The organism is Stenotrophomonas riyadhensis (assembly GCF_040256885.1).
Classification (GTDB): Bacteria; Pseudomonadota; Gammaproteobacteria; order Xanthomonadales; family Xanthomonadaceae; genus Stenotrophomonas; species Stenotrophomonas riyadhensis.
The window spans coordinates 1,783,325-1,803,117 of the sequence record NZ_CP155568.1 but is presented as its reverse complement, the minus strand read 5'-3'; the positions used below and the strand labels follow the sequence as shown (position 1 = coordinate 1,803,117).

Annotated in this window: 24 protein-coding genes and 1 other RNA gene; 3 read left to right on the top strand and 22 right to left on the bottom strand. The window is 63.0% G+C overall.

Features of this window, described 5'->3' with window-relative positions; translation table 11 throughout:
- Nucleotides 1–26: 26 nt before the first annotated feature.
- Together SriyCCGPB3_RS08620 and SriyCCGPB3_RS08615 are read right to left on the bottom strand one after the other, a co-directional pair.
- Nucleotides 27–458 carry a GNAT family N-acetyltransferase gene (locus tag SriyCCGPB3_RS08620; protein ID WP_049462621.1) on the bottom strand — a complete coding sequence of 144 codons (432 nt, stop codon included), beginning with the start codon at nucleotides 456–458 and terminating at the stop codon, nucleotides 27–29.
- Nucleotides 459–543: 85 nt separating this feature from the next.
- Nucleotides 544–771: a hypothetical protein gene (locus SriyCCGPB3_RS08615; protein WP_350260128.1), complete on the bottom strand. Its 228-nt coding sequence runs from the start codon at nucleotides 769–771 to the stop codon at nucleotides 544–546.
- 197 nt (nucleotides 772–968) lie between these two features.
- Between SriyCCGPB3_RS08615 and ssrA the strand changes: the two genes are divergently transcribed.
- Nucleotides 969–1,322: a transfer-messenger RNA gene (gene ssrA / locus SriyCCGPB3_RS08610) on the top strand.
- A 105-nt stretch (nucleotides 1,323–1,427) separates the two neighbouring features.
- Nucleotides 1,428–2,681: a tyrosine-type recombinase/integrase gene (locus tag SriyCCGPB3_RS08605; protein ID WP_350260127.1), complete on the top strand. Its 1,254-nt coding sequence runs from the start codon at nucleotides 1,428–1,430 to the stop codon at nucleotides 2,679–2,681.
- 7 nt (nucleotides 2,682–2,688) lie between these two features.
- On the opposite strand, the gene SriyCCGPB3_RS08600 is transcribed toward SriyCCGPB3_RS08605, so the two are convergent.
- From SriyCCGPB3_RS08600 to SriyCCGPB3_RS08580, 5 genes are all read right to left on the bottom strand, one after another.
- Nucleotides 2,689–3,216 carry a hypothetical protein gene (locus SriyCCGPB3_RS08600; RefSeq protein WP_350260126.1) on the bottom strand — a complete coding sequence of 176 codons (528 nt, stop codon included), beginning with the start codon at nucleotides 3,214–3,216 and terminating at the stop codon, nucleotides 2,689–2,691.
- Between the two features lie 10 nt (nucleotides 3,217–3,226).
- Nucleotides 3,227–4,234, bottom strand: a complete 1,008-nt coding sequence (locus SriyCCGPB3_RS08595; RefSeq protein ID WP_350260125.1) for a hypothetical protein — start codon at nucleotides 4,232–4,234, stop codon at nucleotides 3,227–3,229.
- Nucleotides 4,235–4,353: 119 nt separating this feature from the next.
- Nucleotides 4,354–4,860, bottom strand: coding sequence for a hypothetical protein (locus SriyCCGPB3_RS08590; protein ID WP_350260124.1), 507 nt, complete (start codon nucleotides 4,858–4,860; stop codon nucleotides 4,354–4,356).
- Nucleotides 4,861–4,971: 111 nt separating this feature from the next.
- Nucleotides 4,972–5,400, bottom strand: coding sequence for a BLUF domain-containing protein (locus SriyCCGPB3_RS08585; RefSeq protein ID WP_350260123.1), 429 nt, complete (start codon nucleotides 5,398–5,400; stop codon nucleotides 4,972–4,974).
- A gap of 175 nt (nucleotides 5,401–5,575) precedes the next feature.
- On the bottom strand, nucleotides 5,576–6,190 hold the full coding sequence (locus tag SriyCCGPB3_RS08580; RefSeq protein WP_350260122.1) for a hypothetical protein: 615 nt from the start codon (nucleotides 6,188–6,190) through the stop codon (nucleotides 5,576–5,578).
- 61 nt (nucleotides 6,191–6,251) lie between these two features.
- Between SriyCCGPB3_RS08580 and SriyCCGPB3_RS08575 the strand changes: the two genes are divergently transcribed.
- Nucleotides 6,252–6,524, top strand: coding sequence for a hypothetical protein (locus tag SriyCCGPB3_RS08575; RefSeq protein WP_350260121.1), 273 nt, complete (start codon nucleotides 6,252–6,254; stop codon nucleotides 6,522–6,524).
- Nucleotides 6,525–6,665: 141 nt separating this feature from the next.
- Here the strand turns inward: SriyCCGPB3_RS08575 and SriyCCGPB3_RS08570 are convergent, their stop codons facing one another.
- From SriyCCGPB3_RS08570 to SriyCCGPB3_RS08500, 15 genes are all read right to left on the bottom strand, one after another.
- Nucleotides 6,666–7,598 carry an SOS response-associated peptidase family protein gene (locus SriyCCGPB3_RS08570; protein WP_350260120.1) on the bottom strand — a complete coding sequence of 311 codons (933 nt, stop codon included), beginning with the start codon at nucleotides 7,596–7,598 and terminating at the stop codon, nucleotides 6,666–6,668.
- 152 nt (nucleotides 7,599–7,750) lie between these two features.
- Nucleotides 7,751–8,473 (bottom strand): hypothetical protein, encoded by a 723-nt coding sequence (locus SriyCCGPB3_RS08565; protein WP_350260119.1) that lies wholly within the window; start codon nucleotides 8,471–8,473, stop codon nucleotides 7,751–7,753.
- 12 nt (nucleotides 8,474–8,485) lie between these two features.
- Nucleotides 8,486–9,991: a hypothetical protein gene (locus SriyCCGPB3_RS08560; RefSeq protein ID WP_350260118.1), complete on the bottom strand. Its 1,506-nt coding sequence runs from the start codon at nucleotides 9,989–9,991 to the stop codon at nucleotides 8,486–8,488.
- A gap of 21 nt (nucleotides 9,992–10,012) precedes the next feature.
- The gene (locus tag SriyCCGPB3_RS08555; protein WP_350260117.1) at nucleotides 10,013–13,075 is read right to left on the bottom strand and encodes a host specificity factor TipJ family phage tail protein; all 3,063 of its coding nucleotides are present in this window, start codon (nucleotides 13,073–13,075) and stop codon (nucleotides 10,013–10,015) included.
- Entirely contained in the window at nucleotides 13,072–13,449 is a 378-nt protein-coding gene (locus tag SriyCCGPB3_RS08550) for a hypothetical protein (protein WP_350260116.1), read from the bottom strand. The genes SriyCCGPB3_RS08555 and SriyCCGPB3_RS08550 overlap by 4 nt, the downstream gene beginning before the upstream one ends.
- A complete protein-coding gene (locus SriyCCGPB3_RS08545; protein WP_350260115.1) occupies nucleotides 13,446–13,928 on the bottom strand; it encodes a DUF1833 family protein in 483 nt (160 codons plus the stop codon). Before SriyCCGPB3_RS08545 ends, SriyCCGPB3_RS08550 begins: the two co-directional genes overlap by 4 nt.
- Entirely contained in the window at nucleotides 13,925–14,383 is a 459-nt protein-coding gene (locus tag SriyCCGPB3_RS08540; protein ID WP_350260114.1) for a hypothetical protein, read from the bottom strand. Before SriyCCGPB3_RS08540 ends, SriyCCGPB3_RS08545 begins: the two co-directional genes overlap by 4 nt.
- Entirely contained in the window at nucleotides 14,383–16,878 is a 2,496-nt protein-coding gene (locus SriyCCGPB3_RS08535) for a phage tail length tape measure family protein (protein WP_350260113.1), read from the bottom strand. Before SriyCCGPB3_RS08535 ends, SriyCCGPB3_RS08540 begins: the two co-directional genes overlap by 1 nt.
- A gap of 63 nt (nucleotides 16,879–16,941) precedes the next feature.
- The gene (locus SriyCCGPB3_RS08530; RefSeq protein ID WP_350260112.1) at nucleotides 16,942–17,166 is read right to left on the bottom strand and encodes a phage tail assembly protein T; all 225 of its coding nucleotides are present in this window, start codon (nucleotides 17,164–17,166) and stop codon (nucleotides 16,942–16,944) included.
- 68 nt (nucleotides 17,167–17,234) lie between these two features.
- The gene (locus SriyCCGPB3_RS08525) at nucleotides 17,235–17,624 is read right to left on the bottom strand and encodes a phage tail assembly chaperone family protein, TAC (protein WP_219626516.1); all 390 of its coding nucleotides are present in this window, start codon (nucleotides 17,622–17,624) and stop codon (nucleotides 17,235–17,237) included.
- A complete protein-coding gene (locus SriyCCGPB3_RS08520; RefSeq protein WP_350260111.1) occupies nucleotides 17,621–18,340 on the bottom strand; it encodes a phage tail tube protein in 720 nt (239 codons plus the stop codon). Before SriyCCGPB3_RS08520 ends, SriyCCGPB3_RS08525 begins: the two co-directional genes overlap by 4 nt.
- 63 nt (nucleotides 18,341–18,403) lie before the next feature.
- Nucleotides 18,404–18,769 (bottom strand): tail completion protein gp17, encoded by a 366-nt coding sequence (gene gp17 / locus SriyCCGPB3_RS08515; RefSeq protein WP_350260110.1) that lies wholly within the window; start codon nucleotides 18,767–18,769, stop codon nucleotides 18,404–18,406.
- Nucleotides 18,766–19,248, bottom strand: a complete 483-nt coding sequence (locus SriyCCGPB3_RS08510) for an HK97-gp10 family putative phage morphogenesis protein (protein ID WP_164088775.1) — start codon at nucleotides 19,246–19,248, stop codon at nucleotides 18,766–18,768. Before SriyCCGPB3_RS08510 ends, gp17 begins: the two co-directional genes overlap by 4 nt.
- Entirely contained in the window at nucleotides 19,241–19,576 is a 336-nt protein-coding gene (locus SriyCCGPB3_RS08505; protein WP_350260109.1) for a phage head closure protein, read from the bottom strand. The genes SriyCCGPB3_RS08510 and SriyCCGPB3_RS08505 overlap by 8 nt, the downstream gene beginning before the upstream one ends.
- Nucleotides 19,573–19,779, bottom strand: a complete 207-nt coding sequence (locus SriyCCGPB3_RS08500; RefSeq protein WP_350260108.1) for a hypothetical protein — start codon at nucleotides 19,777–19,779, stop codon at nucleotides 19,573–19,575. The genes SriyCCGPB3_RS08505 and SriyCCGPB3_RS08500 overlap by 4 nt, the downstream gene beginning before the upstream one ends.
- Between the last annotated feature and the right edge of the window lie 14 nt (nucleotides 19,780–19,793).

Sequence of the window (19,793 nt, the reverse complement as noted above, 5' to 3'; positions counted from 1 at the left end):
CAGGACGCGCGGCTCGCCCGCAGCGCTCACCCCGCCGACAGATCCTTGCTGAGGAACACCCTGCATGTGCCGACCGGATCGCATGGCACACGGCCGAACACGACCCATCCATGCTTCACATAGAAGTCGGGCGCCTGGAAGCTGAGGGTGTACAGCACGCCGGAACGGCAACCGCGACGCCGCGCTTCATCCTCTGCGGCCTTCAGCACACGCGAACCCAGCCCGTTGCCGCGATGGGCCGCTGGCAGATGGAACAGATCCACGAACCACAGGCCCAGTGAGGTTCGCCCGGTAAGGCCCCCTACCACCTCGCCACTGGCCGGATCGGTGACCAGCACCGCCAGTGTGCGCCGATCGGCGTAACCCGCAGCGTCAACATTGAACTGATCCAAGCCAGTGCCAATCACCTCCAGCGCTTCGTCGCTGGGTTCATCTGTTACTGCAACGTCAAGCGTCATGGCGTCCTTCCACTGGCTCCACTTCAGGAATCTGGATGCTATCAAGCCTGATCGCACCTACGCCGGCCCGCTTCAGCGTTTGGCGCTATTGCGGCCCGTCTTGAGCACAGACCGATGCCACTGCCTTCAACAACAGATCGGCCTGCAGCCCTAATGCAGGACCTGTTGCCGGAAACGCCGCCGCGAGGGCCTTCGCCGCCCGATCTGCGTGTGGCTGGATGTACCAGGACGATTCAGCCGACAGCATGCCACCGCGCACCTCTTGCCCGATCCGATACTGTCCCCAGTTGCCGGGGCTGACGGAAATGGCCATGAGCCCCCCGTGGAGTGGTATCCGGAAATTCGAGCACGGCGCCCCAAGGAATCGCAACGTGCCAATCAGCTGGGAGCCGGACGCTCACCCGCGTGACTGTTCAGGAAGATTGCCGTAAGATCCGTCTCGTTGGGCAGGGTCAGTGTCAGCTTTTATGACGGCATTGGCCCCAAAGCCTTGCAATGCTTGAAGAAACCGGGGGTGCATTGGTTTCGACGGGGGTTGTGAAGTCGCCTGGCGCATGCCGAGGGGGTAGCTTTCCTCGTAAATCCAGCTGCAAAACTCTAGTTGCCAACGACGACAACTACGCTCTGGCCGCTTAAGGCCTAAGCCTCGAAACCGCTTGTGTCCATGCTCGCGGTGTAGAGTCACTATCATGGAATCGCGCTGGGTGGCTGCCTGTCAGTCCGGCACTAGAACACAACAGGCTGGTTCCCGGATGCGCTTTGCGCACCGTGCTGTTCGGGGACGAGACCCAACGGTGAGCTAAGCATGTAGTGCTGGGGATGGAGTGCCTTCGGACGGCGGTTCAATTCCGCCCACCTCCACCAACGAACGGTTCGTCAAGGACCGGAGAAGCCCGGAAACCCCCGCATCACAAGGGTTTCCGGGCTTTTTTATTGTCCGCAGCAGACCGGGGCAATCCATTTCAATCCATGAGACGGTGGGGGTATATCAGGGGGTATCCGACCGCACCCACTGAAGCGATACCCCCAATGCCTCTGACCGACGCAGCCATCAGGCGCGCCAAGCCCAGCGACAAGCCGCAGAAGATCACCGACGGCGGCGGCCTGTACCTCTACCTCACCCCGACCGGCGCGCGCAGCTGGCGCTGGAAGTACCGCATCGCCGGCAAGGAGAAGCTGCTGTCGATCGGCCTTTACCCGGATGTCTCGTTGGCTCGCGCCCGCGAGGCCCGCGACGAAGCCCGACGCCTGCTGGCCCGAGGCGTCGACCCTGGCGCGCAGAAGAAGGCTGCTGCCCTCGCCCACTCCGCCCTCGGCTCGGACAGCTTCGAGGCCATCGCCAACGAGTGGCTGGCCACGCGTCCCTGGGTGCCCAGCTATGCGGAGAAGGTCGAAGCCTGGATGAAGAACGATGTATGCCCGTGGATCGGGTCGCGTTCGGTAGCTGACCTCACCGCACCGGACTTCCTCCGGGTAGCCCGGCGCATCGAGGACCGCGGAGCGATCGAGTCCGCGCACCGAATCATGCAGAACTGCGGCCAGATCATGCGATACGCCGTGGCCACAGGCCGCGCCGAGCGCAATCCCGTCGCCGATCTGAAGGGTGCCTTGGCACCGCCGAAGGAGGCCCACCATGCGGCGATTACCGACCCCGTGCAGTTGGGTGGCCTGCTGCGCTCCATCGAGGCATACAGCGGCTCTGCCATCACCCGCTCGGCGCTGCGGCTGGCACCGCTGGTGTTCCTGCGACCTGGCGAACTGCGGCATGCGGAATGGGAGGAATTCGACCTCGACGCCGCCGTGTGGACCATCCCCGCCAGCAAGATGAAGATGCGTGCTGCACACCTGGTGCCGCTGTCCAGGCAGGCGCTGCAGATCTTGGAGGACATCAAGCCGATCACCGGCCGGCACAAGTGGGTGTTCTCTGGCGCCCGCGATCCCAAACGCCCGATGTCGGAGAACGCCGTTACCGCAGCGCTGCGCAACATGGGTTACGACCGCACGATGATGACTGGCCATGGCTTCCGCGCCACGGCTCGCACCATCCTGGACGAAGTCCTCCACTTCCGCCCAGACATCATTGAGCACCAGCTGGCGCATGCGGTGAAGGATCCGAACGGCCGGGCCTACAACCGCACATCGCACCTGCAGGAGCGCGTGCGGATGATGCAGGTCTGGGCCGATTACCTGAACGGCCTGCGAGACGGCCAAGCCGAAGTATAGAGCTCAGCTACTCCTTTGATTGAGTATTGCCGAATACCCCTTCAAGCCTGCGCTGCTTTGCACGAACCATATCCTCAGCCTGCTTAACCTTGTCCGCCGGATCCAAGGTTAAGAGAACGATGCATACCTGCCAGAGAGTCAATGTCGACACTAGCGCAAATGAAAGACCCCGAAAAATCTCCTTATGCTGCAACACCCAGGCAAAAGACTTTGCAACGGGAGCCACAAGGCCCGCCAAAAGAATGATCGCAAGGATGATGGTTGAGTGCGAAATAGGGGTTAAGAGGGTGTCCATGCGCTGAGCTGGACCTGCAGAACTAGCCTCACCTCGGAGCGTCAACTTGAGCCGCTCTGGATATGCAATTGCCATCCAGGCCCCAACTACTGCGAACACGATGGACGCGGTAGTACGGAGCCCTTCGAAAATGGGCCACTGCGTAGCAAATGCGATATTTCTTCCGAACCAAAACCCCGGCACCGCCACCGACACACAAGCGCCAATTGCTATCCATTTCAGAACGCGCTTACGCTCCATAACCCAAGCCTCATTTAATCGTACTCAGCAACGCCGCCTTCCTTTGCGCAGCGCCATTGGCGATACTGGATGCAGAATAGACGCCATTGACACCCTCCACATCCAGCTCTTGGGACGCGCCACATATAGCACTACTCAGCCAATGCGGCTCCGCAGACCCAGAAAAAACGAATCCGAAATCATTTTCCTTTGCGACGACCAAGTGCTCATTATCATCAACAAGCTTGATGATCGCCTTCTCGTCATTATTAACGTCAACCTCATTTTTCACACGCATTTCAGAGCGACTTGCGTGATTCGATGATAGCCCAACCAGCTTCAGGAAATGTTGCCAGGCCGTGAAGTCACTCGGGTTCTTCGCCACATCCAGCGTCCGAACACGAACAACTTTTCGCACCTTATCAGCATTGTCTCGGATATATTGAGCGCGCGTCTTATCACGCTTAACCTGCAGCACCAGACGGGGATGCAGAGCTTGCACGGGATCCTTCTTCGTAGCGCGATATCCCTCCACTACCACCTCGGATCCAATGAGCTCCGTAACGACTCCTCGGGAAGCATTTTCAAGGAAAAGCGCACAGTAGCGCCGGAACGCGTCAAGGCCCGGGACATTGTCGACAATTCGAAGCGTGCCAACCACACCCCTGCTTGGGATAACCAAAAAGTATGTAGGGAAACCCGGAATATTCCCTTTCTTTACCCTACTTTTTTCAGCCTTCGCCTCGCCAACCAATGCATCGGCGGGCAATGAATTTACTGACTTTCCGTCACCCTGAACTTGATTCCAGAGAACAATTGCATATATTCCATCCTTCTCCGCAATCCCCGCGATGTAGGTCTTCAGAGAATTGGGATCACTGAGCATTTGAGTGTCCGCCAGCTTTTTCTTCTTTGAGAAAAAAACCAGCTCACTCATCAGATAGTCCAAATCACCAAAAACTGGCGCTGATGGATCGCCATGCTTGTAATATCCACACGAAGCTACGTCATACCAACGAATCGCAGTTTTGAACTTCATCTCATCCCCTGAGAAATCTTGCAATGGACGATGCGGTGAGCACGCTTGCCCCCAGTCCTGACGCGATCTTAACAGTACGAGAGATGAATGGCATGGTCCTAGCCGACGACCTCGCACATCTATAAACGGCGCATCTGCTGCAGCCCTGCCCTCGTCCACGCCTTGCGGGCGTCCTTCGGGCGGGGATTGGTCTCCTTCGGCGGTCGGCGCGGTTCCAACGCTTCCTTGATCCGCTCGATCTCCTTCGCGCCAGCCTCAGCCAGGCGCTGGGCCTGTTGCTGCTGCTCGCGGGTCAGCGGTAGGCCGGGCAGCGGTTCGAGCGGCTCGACGGGCGCGGCATCCAGCAGCCGAGCCACGGCGGCGCGCAGACGCATCTCTGGGTAGAGCCTGGCAGCGCACCAGCGCTCGGCGTAGCGCTTGCCCTGGGCGATGCTGGCGGCCGGAACTTCCTTGATCTGCCACATCTTTCGGGCATCCAGACGCACGCGCACAGCGCCATCCTTGCCGCATCTGATGTTGGCGATCTGCCTACCGCTCCACCACAACACCCAGCTCTCCCCCATCTGGACCCAGCCAGAGGGAACGGGAGCGGTGCGGAAGCCTTGGTAGCCGTGCGAGGGAAGCATGGCCGGAAGGATACGGCCGGCCGTCGCAGATCCTGCGAACGCGGCGGCGACCTGGCTGAATCGTTCGGGGAGAGTCGAGCCTGACTCGACTCTGTGCTGACTCCGCGCTGCTCAGGCAGCCTCGGCGAATGGTTCGACCAGTGCCACCAGCATTTCCATGGCGGTGGATTGGCCAGCTTGATCGCCTCCCCGCTGCAGGAAGGAAGTCCAATCGGCCCGCACCAGCTGCACCAGCTCCGGCGGCGACAGGGGGATGCAACGCATCGGCCAGTAGGGAAGCCTGCGCTGCCCGACCCGCCCCCGCGCAATCTCGATCAGGCTTGAATGGCTGGTGGCGCCCGCTGCTCTGGAGAAGGCCACATCCAGGCCGTCGGGCGGCCCCTCCATGTAAGCGAGGAACCTCTGTCCATCAAACAACGTGACCCCGGTAACCCCGGCAGTGCGATTGAATCGCTCTGCGTCCGCCATGATCTTGGACAGGTGGGCCGTAGTCAGATCGCCGACCGCTTCGCTGACAAATACAACAGCCCTGTTGGGCATGTCTCTCTCCGGCCTCCATGGGGAGTCCGAGCGTAGAACCGCTACCGTAAGGACCACGTATAGGGCACCGGACAGGCGTCACAGTTCGCTCTGGCTCTACACGCCCCAGCCACGGCCGGCCGGGCTACCCTCCGGCCATGTGCGGCCGATTCGTCCAGTTCCCTAGCCCAGATCGTCAGATCGGTCCCAGATCCTTCACGACCGCCTGCCCCTGCTGAAGGAACCCGATCAGCAGACGGCCGCCGGCGACTTGCCGGCCCATCTGCTCATTGAGGTAGCTCGTCTGGAGCCGTCCGGCAGCCATCAGGTCGGCCTGCAGCATGCTCGGCGCCACGCCCTTGAGTGGATCACCTGGTGACGCGAACTGGCCACCGATCGGCTGCACTGCCGTAGCCTGCCGACTGTCGCTCTTGGCGTAGACCGTGGCCATCATCCTGCCGTTTCTAGGCGACCAACCGCCCAAGACAATCTCGGTCCCCAGCTGTTCGATAGGCAGGTCAGCCTCTGCGGCCGCCTTCTCATAGTTCAACCACAGTTGGTCCATTACAGGCCCCATCTCGGCAGAAAGCTGCTCGATGGAGAAGTCGGCCCGGAAGCTCGCCTGCAGAGCCAGCTCGTAGATCTTCAGGAAGAACTGGGCTCCACCTCTCGTGGCCAGCAGCACGTTGTGCTGAGGTATCAGGAGCACCTTAGCACCAGCAGAGTAGGCGCCAGTCAGCGCATCCTCGGCAAGCGTATCCACTGCAACGACAAGCTGGTCACGGCTGATCAGAACGTTGAGGATGCTCATAGCGGGCTCGTCTAGACGTCCGCGAACTATCGCCTTCCCCGCCCTGCCTGTCGAGACCATCATGAGCGCCGAGATCAATGAAATCCTAGACCGCCTCCAAGCCTGCGAGGCCGGACTGGAAATGCACCGCGGCTACCTCAAGGCGATGGAGTACGCACTTCGAATGTGTGTACTAACCCACCCAGAGCCTGAGAATCTCTCTCATGCATGGAGTGAGCTCCTTCCAAGCATAGCGGCCAAGCATAGGGATAGTGGCGGGGATCTCTTCGCCGCTGCCTTCCAGCAATCTCTAACAGTTCTTACCGAGCAAATCGGCGAAGTCCAAGGGAGCTGAACCACTGCGTAGAACCGGCGCGGCGCTGCTCAAGCGCCCCCGGGTTGAGCTGCCTGCGGCCCCGGATCCGGCATGGTCAGGATGCCAGCGCCGGCGGCTGGGCACTATCGGGCATCCACCCACTGACGTTCAGGGTTCTCCCTACGCGGCCAGCTTGTGCTCGTAGAACGGATGCCGCTTGTCGTCAAAGATCCGGTACAGCGCGGCCAGGTCGGCCGGGTCCGGGTTCAGCCAGGCATCGACGTGCTCGGGCTTGATGTTGATGATCGTTCGGTCATGGCCGGCGGCAGCCACCTCCGGCTCCGGGTCATCGGTGATGGCGGCGAACGACAGGAGGTCGGGTTCTTTCCCCGCGGGGTCCGCCCAGTGCGACCACAGGCATGCCACCAGCATCGGTTCACCGGTGCGCGGCGTGAACTGCACCACCTGGTTCTTGCCGTCCGGCCCCTCGACGTTCTCGTAGAACGTGTCCACCACCAGCAGGCCGTGGGTATGGCCGAAGGCCGGTGCCCAGAAGTTCTCCAGGTGGTCGCGGCGGGCATTGTAGGTCCCCGGGTAGCGCTGGTCGTAGTTGGCCGGCTTCCCGGCGAGCCGGCATTGATAGCGCATGGGCCTGATCACCAGCTTGCCGCCCTCGGAGACGATCACCGGGGCATAGACGCCGGGGAAGATGCGGCTATCGCGGTCCTTCGGCTCGGTGCGCTTCAGGTCGGCGAGCTTCGCCAGAGCGCGATCGATCTTGTTGCCGGCGATCCGCACGTCCTCCCGGGCCTTCTTGGTCTCCTTCACCTGCAGCGCCCGCTCGGCATCGGCCAGACGCTTGCGGTTGGCGAACAGCTCCTGCTCAAGCACCGCGGCCTCGGCCCGTTTCCACTGCTCCACCTCAGCCCACACTGCCAGCTCCTCCGGGCTGGAGCCGGCGCGGAAGGCGTCGTCCATCGCCTTCGGGGTCTTGGGCCGCTTCTTGCCCGGGTCGTGAGCATAGAGCGCGGCGAATTCCTGCAGCGACAGCGTGGCGCCGGTCATCCTGACCAGCTTCTGGTAGGCGGCGGTGATCTGGGCGGAGTAGCACATGGACGTCATCTGGCCGCAGGAGGCGTTGTCGACGCGTGATGGAGGCCTCCAGCATCAGCCGCGCGGTGAATAACCAGCGCAACCACCACGAGGAACTGCTTGATGCTGGTAACTGGCGGCATTGCCTTCCCCCTGCGCCAGGCACCAGCACCTCAGATGTCGATTCCACCTGCGGCAAGGGATGCCTTAGCAGATGCGTAAATCGCGTCCATCTGAGCAGTGGTAAGTGTCCCAGCGATGAATGCAACCAAGGCGCCCTCGACCGGAGCGGCATAAAGCGCGTGACCAAGAACCCTGACAGCACCTGCAACAGCCGGCGGGGCGCCAGGGAGATCAGCCACGATCTCAGTGCCTGTGCGGGGCCGATACATCTTCGCCTTCAGTCCACCCGTATCGATGACACCGAAGAGTGCCTCGAACCGATCGCCGCCATCGGCGGGCATCGTCGCGTAATGCGATCCCCCCACACGCATGGCGGTGGCGAGAGTTCCATTGGCACGGTACATCCCATAGCTTGCATTGGCCGAGTCCGCCGCACCGCCCAGCCACTGGTAGGGAGAAGAGCCTGCACCAGCGACCTGGCGGGAAACGACCAACATGGTGAGAGAACCGGTCGGCATGGGGCGATTCAAGATGGCCAGATGCTTGCCGGCAGCCGAGGCAGACGCTGGCCCGTAAGCCACCTCCACACCGCTGTCGGTGCTCACCAAGCCCGGCCAGTCTCCCTGGCGAGGGATCGCCGACTTGGCTTCCGAAACTTTGAGGCGGTACTCAGCCAGCACCCCTGCTGGATAGGCAATGAGCGGTTCAAGGTCAAGAACCAGCGAATCGCTGAAGGCTGCAGGCGCCGCGTAACGACGGATGATGGCGGTCATTATCTTCTCCAGTTAACCAATTTCTTTGAGGAAGACGCCGTCTTCCAATACGTTGTTCCAAAGCACGTCGTTGTCGTGGCTTACGCCAGGAACGACGGTCAGGTTGCAGAATCCTCCAGCCGCGCGGATGGAGTCACGCAGGATCGGATAATTGATGTCCCCACCAAAATCCACGGTGTAGGTGGAGTCGCCATTGCCCGCATAGATGTGCATTCGTGGGAAGCCGAACTTTCGCTGAGGTGCTTCAGCGCTCATGCCCATGTTGAACCAGTCGTATCCGCTGAAGAACTCCGCGACGCGAGAGTCATCCGAACCATCGGCTGCCATCCCGAACGCACTGCGGATGGCCGCTTTTCGAGCCGGTGCATTCGCGAAGATGTAGTTCAGCGATGGTACTGGCCCAATGCCGAGGCAGAACCGGATGGGAAACGGCTTGTAGTACGCCAGCTGCCCCATCACCAATCCCCCCATGGAATCCCCAGCCAGCACGACGGAAGGATGGAACTTGTAGCGCGCCATCAGGAATTGATACAGGGCCACCACACGGTTTCTGGAAAGGTCGTTGCCCCAGCCAGTAGTACCGCCCTCTTGTAGGCTGATGGACGCGTAAGACACCCGATTGGCGCGCGCCCAAGCCTTGAATTCATCGTTAGGAGCGTAGGTGTAGTTTTTGGAGTTCCCATGGCACAGGATCATCAGCGTGTCCGGGCCGGTGCCATATCCATCAGAGGTAACGACACGGGCGTTGATGCCTGAAATCCGAAAGTCGGACATGTAGCGTCCGCGCATGTTTCCAACTTCGTCGGACCCTTCCTTCCACTTTACACGTCCCACCCGCCCCAGATTATCGATGTCGATTTCCAGCGCATCGGCGAATGCAGTTCCGGTGAGATCCTGTGCGTACTCCTGGTAGACGCCCCTATTGTCGGCCCTACCCGTTATCAGAGCCGATTCTTCACCGTCCCTCCAGATCCTGTAGCCTCCTACCTTCGTGCCGATGAATTCGCGCGTTCCATCGCTGTGGACAGCGAACGCGACGTTGCCTTGTGGATCTTGGTCCGCCTCGATGAATTCGCGGCGAATGCTCGACACCAGGACGCCCGCGACGTCAGCGACCGCAGACTTGTCTGCCTTCTGGCTGAGCACGTCCGCAGCCCGCCATTGAAGGCCGGCCGAGGTCATCACGTACCGGCCTTCGTTGGGAACATCAAGCCCGCTGACCGGATCGGTATGCGTGCCACTATCGCCGATGACAGCAACCTGCCGGTCGACGGGGATCTGTCCTGCTGTCGCCGCCGCGCTCGCGGCCGCCCAGGTTGGGAACTCGATGGTGCTTCCATCTGCCAGAAACTGCTGGAAATCGGCCTCGATACCATTCCAGCTTTTACGGACCTGGCCTCGGCGATCATTCCAGGTTCGCGCTTGGCCATTGATACCGGCGTCAAGATTTTCGGCGTTGTCGTACAAGTCCAGCGGTGAGCTGGACCCTACCGGGTTGCCGGTGTTGTATCTGGTCATCTGGGTGTGTCTCCAGTGGCGCTACGGCGCAATCGCGTCGTCGTATTGGTAGAAGGCGGGGTCGTACTGCAGCGCGGTCAGCTCAACGGAGCCGTCCTCGCTGGGCGTGAGTTCGGCCAGAACGGCGTCATACCCAGCGCGCGTGCTGTCGCAGAAGATCAGCTCCGGCGGGTCAATCGTCGGGTCGTCCATGATCCAGGTGTTGAAGGCGTGCTCGCCCGGCAGCGCCGAGGCCGCGATGGTCAATCGGTGGTCGTCCACCCGTGTGGGCACGATCACGTTCGACAGTGTTCCGTCCTGGAATCGGACAAGGCACCGCGGCGCCGGCAGGCTCCAATCCAGGTACTCGCCCACCTCGATCAGGAGGCGGGTGCCGTCCAGCCTGGCCGACTCGATCATGGTGCTGGTGGTGCTCGACCCGGGTATGTCATCGAACAGCTTCACCCGGTCCCCGTGCTGGTAGACCAGGCCCATCATCTCGGTCTTGGTCTTGTAGGTCAGGCGCTGGCCTTGGTGTTTCATCAGGCGCCGCATGCCGATGCGGTATGCACGATCGCGCGTCCCTACCCCTTGAAGCTCATAGGACTCGACCTTCCGGGGCTCGGTGACGCCAGGCAACCGGCACTCCACCGTCTCTGGCGCCCAGCTCACCTCATCGATGTAGGTCACGTCCACGCCGTCATAGTCGTCCGGCCCCGGCGAAATGAACGACGTGCTGAGCGGCTCAAGCTGACGCTGCGGCGAGATCCCGCCTCGCCACGCCTTCACCCCTTCGCGGCCAGCCGAACACATCGAATCGATCAGCAGGAAGTAACCCATCCCCGCCTGCGCCGCCATCTGCAGCATGTCCAGTGCGCTGGTGCCGGACTTCTCCGCGCTGAAGTCGAAGAACTCGCCTCGCGGGGTCCAGTAGGTGTCCTCCAGGTGCTGTAGCGTATCCGTATCGATCTGGTCCGCCGGCAGGCCAAGGGACCGCATGACGTGGATCATGGCGCCGCTGATACTGCGTGCAGTTCCCTGGTCGTACAGCCGTGTGGCCTCCACATTGAACCGGCGGTCAGTCTGCGCTGCCAGCTTCGTACCGGTAGTCACCGTCAGGCCGATGGTCGTCAGGTCGTCGTAGCGAGTCGGTCGCTGCGACAGACGGGCGCGAAGGCCTTGCCAGTAGCACGCGTCCCGTGCCGAGTTGCCTCCGCGCTCGGTCACCCGCCTGACCCGCACCTCGACCTGCCCAGGGACGCCGAGGGTGATGCGCTCAGTGAAGCCCACGGCATCTTCGGAGTAGCCGGTGTACGTGTGCGTTCGAACCGTCCAGGGACCGCCCGAGCCATACACCCGATACCCAACGCGGATGCTGACCGTGAACGTGCGTTTGTTGCCCTTGCTGGTGTACCAGATGAGGCCGCCGGGGAAGTTGAAGTCATACTCGAACGCATCCGTGGTTTCGCCGTTCGGGCACACCAGGAAGGGCCCCAGCCACTCCTCGCCCTCTTGGAAGCCAGTGGCGCTGTAGTCAGTGGCCGTCCGGCTGGTCCAGCCCGGCCAGCTCGTGTCGACCACTCCCGCCTCAGTCAGCCGCTCCACGACCAAGGTGAGCCCGGACACGGCCGCAATTCGATAGTCGCTTTGGCCGCGCGACATTGCCAGCGACACCACACCGGGTGGCAGACCGCCGAAAGCAGTACCGGTCGGGCCGTCATAGGCCAACGTCACACGGGGCTGCGTCGCAGGTGTTCCACCGCTCGTGGCCACGCCCGCCGTGGATATTGGGCTGCCGCCGAAGACCGAGGCCGGCAGTCCGCTGTAGGTGATGTTCCCACCAGCAAACGGGCTGGCCGCCTCCGCAATCGTGACCACACCGCCGGACTGGGTCGCCACCAAGCCGCTATCCACCAACTGGTCGTTGATGGCGGTCAGCAGCACACCGAGGGTGATGTAGTTGGCCACCAGCGCAACGCTGTAGGTGGTTCCCCGCCAGCTGATCCCGAAGGTGACCGGAGAACCGCTGAAGTCGAAGTTGCTTGCGGCGGCGGATCCCGTCACACGGGCAGCGCTGCCACCGACACCGGGCACTGCCGGCGAGCCAGGAACGTAGCTGGCCACGAACAGTGCGTAGTCGGCCCCGTTGTAGGTCAGTAGCACCGGCATGCCCACGTAGGGCGCCAGTTCCGCCACAGCACTGCCGGCGATGATCGAGTAAAGGCCGCTGGTGGTTGCGGTGAAGGATGCCGCAACCTTGAGCGTGAGCACGGCGCCAACAACCCAACTGCTGGGCACGGAGCTGGTCGGTCGCTCGTTACCGTTCGCGTCGGTGACGGTCGCATTGTTCAGGGTGATCACGTTCCCCGATACCGTCACCGAATCTGCGTTGATGCCCGTAGACACGTCTGCCGTGTCGCCCAGATCCAGGCCGGCCGTGCCGGAGGCCGTCGCCCCGACCTCGGTGGAGTTCACCCAGTTCTCGGAGCGCACGTCGCCGCCGACATCGGTTCCCGGTGGGTAGATGGTCATCTGCACGTCGCTGCCGAACGAGCTGATAGGCGTATTCCCCAGCCGGGCCGAACCCACCGGGATGATGTGCCGCCCCTTGCCCACGCACACGAACATGTGGGTTCGATAGGACTTCTCGCCTACGAAGCGGGACACCGGCTGGACCAGATAGTCGGCCCAAACGCGGCATCGCCCCAGAACCTCGCGCACCGGGCTCCCGAGCCGCGCGGTGTTCGCCCGAGCCGTGTCGAGGCTGAGGCTGTCGCCCTGCCCGTTTCGACTACCAGGCAGATTGTTGGCCATGTAGATGGCATACGCAGCCACCACCGCAACCACAACCCAGTAGATCACCGCGGCAATGCCCTCGTAATGAGGGACCGGGTAGATGCGCACGTCGCTGCCATGGTCAATCCAGGTGGCTGCCCAAGCCTCTAGCGCAACCGGTGCGCCGTCCACCTCCAGCTCGATCGGCTGCTCACCCTCTCCGGTGTATCCGCGTACATTCGCCCGCAGCCAGCCATCCACCGTCATCCGGCCATGCTGGTGGGTTTCCAGCGCTTCACCTGGCATGCGGGAAGGAAACACCCGGATCACGCGTAGTACTCCACTCGGTTGAAGCGGCGCTCGAAGCGCGCCACAGGCAGGACCGTCACGTTGCGACCGTCGTTACATTCCAACGTGCACATGCGGCCGTCTACCTCTATCAGCACCGCAACGTGGGTCACCATGCTGCCCTCGTAGCAGAACGCCACGGCGCCCTCCACCAGGTCGCTTCCGGCGCGCTGCAGAACCGCCTTCTGAGCCAGCTCGGGCAGATCGTCTCGGGTGGCCCCAGAGTGTTCATCCCACGCCGGCAACCCAAGGTCCCGCCGCACCTCGTTGACCACGCCATAGCAGTCCAGTTCGGGGAACACTCGGCCGCCGCTGACCCAGACCACGTCCAGGTACTTTTCAAGATTGATCGTCATGAGATGTAGCGCAGTCCGGGGTGTTTGGATAGGTTGAAGCGATCGCGCGGCCAAGCCGTGTCGAGGATGTTCATGAAACCGGCCGTTATCTGGACCTCGGTAGACGACCACTGTCCACCCTTGATGACCATCGAGAGCGGGCGCTTGATTGGCGCCAGCAGATCGCTGCTCAGGTAGACCCGCAGCGTTACGGTCATCTCCTGCCTCGCGGCCAGCGCGGCGCGGATCTTTGTGCTCACCACGCCATCAATGTTGGTGAGGGCGAAGCGCAGATCCTGCACGCCGTCGGCGTTGCAGGCCGGCTTTGCCACGTCCATGCCGCAGGCCTTGAAGGTCACCGTCTGGCCAGTTTCCAGCACTGCAGTCAGGTCCTCCCACCCCTTGGTCAGGTAGTGGGTTTCGCCACCGACGGTGATGGCCAGCGTCTCGTGCTCGATCTCGCTGCCACCGGACGCATACAGCCGTTCAAGGATGCTCATGGCTGGGGCCACTCCCTGTTTGCGGTCAGGTCGATCACATTGGCCTGCAGGAAGCCTTCCGGGTACTCAGACCAACCATCAGCCAGCAGCGGCCGGAGATACAGTTCCAGCTGCGCGGTGAACATCCACAGGTTGCTGTTGGTCAACGTCGGACCGTCGTAAATGTCGGTGAAACGCGCCTTGTAGTAGTCCATGCCCAGCGGGCTGCGAAGGCGGCAGGCAAACCAGGACACGCCATCGAACAGCTGCTCCTGGAACCACTTCTCGAACAGGGCAGCCTGCTGGTCATTCAACAACCATCGCACCTCGGTCTGGCTAGGGGTCGCGGTGTAGGCCCGCCGCGGCAGGGATCGCCCGCTTACGAAGGTGGACCGCATCTGCGGAGATACGTGGCGCAGCCCATAGCCCTCGCGCAGCGGTTCGGGCAACCACTTTGGCTGCATGATAAGAGCCATTACCCGACCTTCCTTCTGATATTCCAGTTCGATCGCATCGCGCGTGATTGGGGACCGGTGCCGGATGTGGTGTCCGCCACACGATCCTGCCGCGCCAGGGCTACCGCGCGACGCACTGTCTGCTCCTGAATCAGCCGTTCCCGCTCGCTGATAGAGCCGTTCACGTTGAAATTCATCTCAAAGGTGTCGCCACGGCCTCCGCCAGCCGAATCGCGGGACACGCGGTCGAGGGTTGCGTCCAGCTTGGCGCTGGTGGCTGCAGTGGTGACCCGCTCACCCTTCTGCAGCAGCCAGGTCCCCGTCTCGGGAACGCTGTCGATGCCGTCGTGGGCCATGCCAACCGCCGAAACCTCTCCTACCAGGTTGGCAACCGCTGCAGCTGCGGCTGCCATCGCCGCGAGGTTGGCAGGGAACGGCAGGCCGCTTGAAAGTGCCGAACTGACCGCATCCTTGGCAGCCAGCGCTGCCTTCGCGACGGAGAACGCCTTACTGATTGCGAATGCGGCCCGGTAGATACCGGACTGCTCGCCGAAGCCTGCACGCATGACGCCCGCGACACCGGCCAATCCCTGCTCTGCAGCGGTCAATCCGACCTGCCATCGGGCCTTGTCTAGCTCATTCAACCTGGCCTGATGGGTGACCGCCAGCGCCGCCTCTTGGTTGTCCCACTCATCAGTCAGATCAGCGCGCGCCTTCCTGTATTCCTCCAGGGCCTCCAGTTGTGCGGCATACCGCTTGTTCTCCTCCTCGACCGCCTTGTTGATCTTGGAGAACTCGCCGCCGGCACCGCCATAGAGCGCGTCCGGCCCGCGATACTCGCTTCCCATCGAACCACCGACCTGCTCGATCGCCTTGCCGGCAACCTTCGCGAACTCTGGATCATTTGCGGCGCCTACAGCAGCGGCAGCCTGCAGAACCTTCAGACGGTCTCGCGCCAAGTCGACGCCGAGCGAGTCTTTCCTGTTCAGCTCGTCCTTCAACTTGACGAAGGCCTCGGTGGCCCTGGCCGCTTCCTCATTCGCTGACTTGACCCCGGCCAACCGGTCAATCTCGGTGGCCAGTGCGCGGAGGCGCTCTTGGTCGGCAGCGTTTAGGCCTTGCAGGCTCCCTTGCGCCATTTCAAAGTTCAGGCGCTGCAGCTCGGTGGCCTTGGCAGATCGGTCCGCGCTGGTGTCGAACAGCTCGATCTGCCGTTTCAGCTGGAGCGAAGCTGACTCATAGGCGCGCTGCAGCTGCTGCTGCCCCGCTAGCCGCTTCTTGGCGTTCTCGGCGTCCGCAGCGGCTGCGGCCGCAGCAGCGCGAGAAGCCGCGTCTCCGGTCACCCCATTCGGGATCGACGATGCGGCGCTGGAAGCCTTCGCCGCCTGCTCAAGCATGCGCTGGCCTTCAGCCAGCTTGCGCTGCTCCATCTCGACCTCGCCGCGAAGGCGCTGGATCACGGTATCCGGTCGAGAAACAAGATCCGATGGAATCAGCTCGCTTGCATTGAGCATAGACAGGCCGAGCGAACCGCGGCTGTTCTGTACCGCGTCTATCGTCTTCTGCAGCCGCTCAATACGCTCCTGCACGCGGACCACATCCGTAGCGTCCGGGCCGTTGAAACGGGCGGCCAGCTCTTCGGCCACGAACTTAGCCACGTTACCGGTCGTGGCTGCGAACTGCGCCAGCGTTCCGATTGCGGCGACTGCACCAGAGATCAGATTGTTGAAGCCCTCCCGCGTGGCCGGATCGTTCAGCGTCTCGATCAGCGTGTTGACCGCGTCAGTCGCGCCCCGCAGGCTTCCGTCACCCGCTGTGGTGATGTCGTTGAGGGTATTGCCCAGCGCCTGCAGCGCGCCGCCGAAGGTGTCACGCGCCGCCTGCGCTGCACCAGCATAGGACTCTTCGAGGATCTCCAGGATCATCACCTGGGCCTCGCCTTCCTTGCCAGCCTTGACCAGCTCGTCGATCGTGCCGCGCACCTCCTTGGTGAAGGCGGCACCGAAGCCTTGCTGGGCGAGAGCGGCGGCGGCTTTGCTGGGCGATTCCAGTGCCCGGCCGATGGTCTCTGCCGACTGGCTGACGCTGATCCCGAGGCGTGCCGACTGGTCAATGACCGCCTGCATAGCGCGGGGGATGTTTGACGCCAGAATTCCCGAATAGGACAGCAGCCGCGTCTGTGCCTCAACGATCTCGCCGCCACTGAACGTGGACTTGCTCGAGAGCGTGTCAGCCATGTCCAGCAGCTGCTGACGGGTGTAGCCGGCCGCGCCACCGGTGGACCGAATGATGGCGTCGAGCTGTGCCACCTCGCGCTCGGCCGCGATGGTGTTACGCCCGATCATCACCACTGCCGCGGCGATCGCAGTACCCAGTGCAAGGCCGGCCAGTTTCGCCTCGGCCTCGACCTTCTTGCGCCACTTCTCCGCCCGGCGCTCGGACTTGTCCAGGCCGGACGCGAAGCCGCCGACCTCGGCGATTACGTCGATGGTCAGCGTACCAAGGGACCGGGACATAGCTCTCTCTTCTGCAGGGGCCGGCCAACGGCCGACCAGGTTGATACTCGCCCTACGGCGCGCCTACCACTGCTTCATCGCCTCTTCGAGACTGATGGGCGCTGGGTCGGCATAGGGCATGAAGTCAGTGCGCTTGAATGGGGCGGAGCCTGGCTTGGTATTCGAATTGACGAACAGAGCCGCCAGCATCCCTGCTGCCTCGTCGATCCGGCTACCGAGGTTCAGACTTCCACGCCTGGCGCGGAACACGCTCCAGAGCTGGAATTCCCGGATGCTGAGGCACTCCATTGCCTCAGCGATGCTGCGGCCGCCAATCCCGTTCAGGACCAGCTCGCACCACAGCTCATCTTCCGGGGTCAGCTCGTAGCTTTTCCCAGGTTGTTCACCTCACCGATGGCCATCAGCAGCGCCACCGACAGGTTGCCGTCCAAGGCGCCGCGCTCCGGATCGGCCTCGCCGGTGATATCAGCAACGGTGAACACCGCCTTGCCGTCCTGGTCGCAGATGCTGGCCGCGATGCGGCCGGCCACACCATCGTGCTTGTTCGTGGCCGACAGCACGTCGGACACCGCCGCCTGGAAACCCAGCGGCCGCACATACACGGTGGCGGTCAGTTCCTCGTCGCCCTGCTTCCAGCGGATCTCCTTCTCCACTGGCCGGCCAGTGAACGCACCTGCTTTCTGCAGGCCGGCCACGCTCAGGCTCACTGCACGCGCGGTGGCTGTCTTCTTGGCGGCGCGGCTCACAGGGTCTGCGCCTTACGCAGCCAGACGCCGGAGCCGCTGCGCTGCATGGTCGCCGCAGTGGTGACCACGGCATTGCCCTGGAAATCGAACGGGAAGTCGCTCACGTAGGCCTGGAAGGTGTACCAGGTGCGGGTGTTCGGCAGCACCAGCTCGGCGACGGTCGAGCGCTCGGCAGTCGCAGCGGCGCCGGTGCCAGCGCCGCCGGTGAAAGCGACAGTCGGCGCGCTGGTGTAGCCGGTGCCTGGACTGGTGATGTTGACGCCGATCACCGAGCCGGAATCGACGATCGCAGTAGCCGTGGCTCCACTGCCACCACCACCGGTGATGGCCACGGTCGGCGCGCTGGTGTAGCCGGTGCCGCCGTTGGTCACTTCGATGCTCGAGATGCTGCCAACCTGCTGCACGGTTGGTTCGATGTCCACACCGTCGGACCAGCCAATGGCCCACTGGATCGGATCGCCACCGTCCACCTGCTCGGCCAGCTGCCAGAACAGGTAGTGGCTCTCGTTCTTCGGATCGGCGTTGATGGTCACCGACGCCTGGCCAGGCGTGCGCAGGCCCTTCTTGTAGGTGCGCGTGTTGGTCTCGGACAGGCAGGTGTCGTCGATCTGGTCCGCCGGCGCGGTGCCGGGGTTGAAGGCCGTGATGCACTCGATCTCACGGACAGTGCCGTTGATCAGGCCGTACAGCTGGGTTCCTTGGGTCAGGATGCTCATCGTTTCTCCTGCGGGCAATAAAAAGCCCCGCAGTGCGGGGCGTGGGTGGGGATGTAGCGGGCGTTACCGAGGGACCAGCCAGTCCACATCGAATGACAGGCGCAACAGCTTTGTTTCGGGGTCAAGCACCTGGCTGCCCCAGCGGGTGATGTACCCGCGAGGTTCGAAGGCATCGCGCAGGGCCGTGGCGCCCTGGACCAGTGATTCTTCGTCCTTCGCATACACGTCGACCTGCGTGGTCAGCGCGTCCACGTCAGGGCGATGGGCCAAGTAGTTCTCGGGGCTACCGCCGACCGTCTGCCACACCGCATAGGGCAGCGCAGGCGGCTTTTCGATCAGGCCGAACGGGTAGACACGGGTCGGTGCCTCGCCAAATGCCAACCGCACCGGTGTGGAGGCGATGCACAGCGGGAAGATGGGGGGGATCATGCCGCCCCCTGCTTAGCCAGCACGCGGTCCAGCGCCTGATTGAAGCTCCGCGCGAACACGTCTACGGCCTTCTGGCCGGCCTGATCCGGCACCGGCCTGAAGATCGGCTGCGCAGCCATCTTCGAGGTGCCGAACTCCAGCAGGCGCCAGTACCAGGTGATGCCGCCGGGGTTGCTCGTTCCCTGCTGAGCGGCGCGCCCAGCCTGTGCGCCGCCCAGAACGCCGACACGGAACGCAAGAACGCCGTCCTGCTTGAACGCGCGGCCATTCCAGCGCACCGCGACGTTCTTCCAGATGGCGGTCTCGGTTTCGTGGTCGTCCACCCGGCGGGCGTTGCTCTGCGCTTGGTCGCGCAGCACGTTGGCCGCCCGGCGCAGCGCGGCCCGGCCACCCTTGTAGTTCACCTCGCGCTTCACCTGCGCCATCTTGTTGCGGATGCCGTCCAGGCCGCTCACATCGAAACGGATGCCATCAGCCATCGTTGACACCCTCGCTACATGGAAGCGTCAGGTATTCCAGGCCGCTCACCGGGTCGGGCAGCACACCATGGATGTTCAGGATCTTGCCGCGGAACAGCACCCGGCACTTGTCGGTCACGTCATCGCGCTGGCGGATGGTCACCCGCAAAGTGACCTCGCTGTCCACCGCCTTGGCTGCCACGAACTCGCGGGCCGACAGCGGCGCCACTTCGGCCCACACATCGGCCAGCGGCTCCCAGCTGACGGTCTGCGCGCCGGTCGCAGGCGACTGCCCGTAGACCTGACGCTGCAGCTGCACCCGGTGGCGCAGACGGCCGGCGGCGATCATCGCGGCTTCCCGCTCAGGTAGTTACCGGATCCAGCCGGCTCCGCCTCGCCGCCTTCGCTGTCGCAGAGGTAGTCCACCAGTCGGTTAATCGCCTTGGCGTTCTCCTGGTCGGCCTTGGTCTTTTCCTTCAGCGCCGCCACCAGCTGGTGCGTCGCCTCGGTCTGGGCTCGCAGGGAGGCCAGCAATTCGCTTTGCTCGTTCATTCGCTTCTCGCATC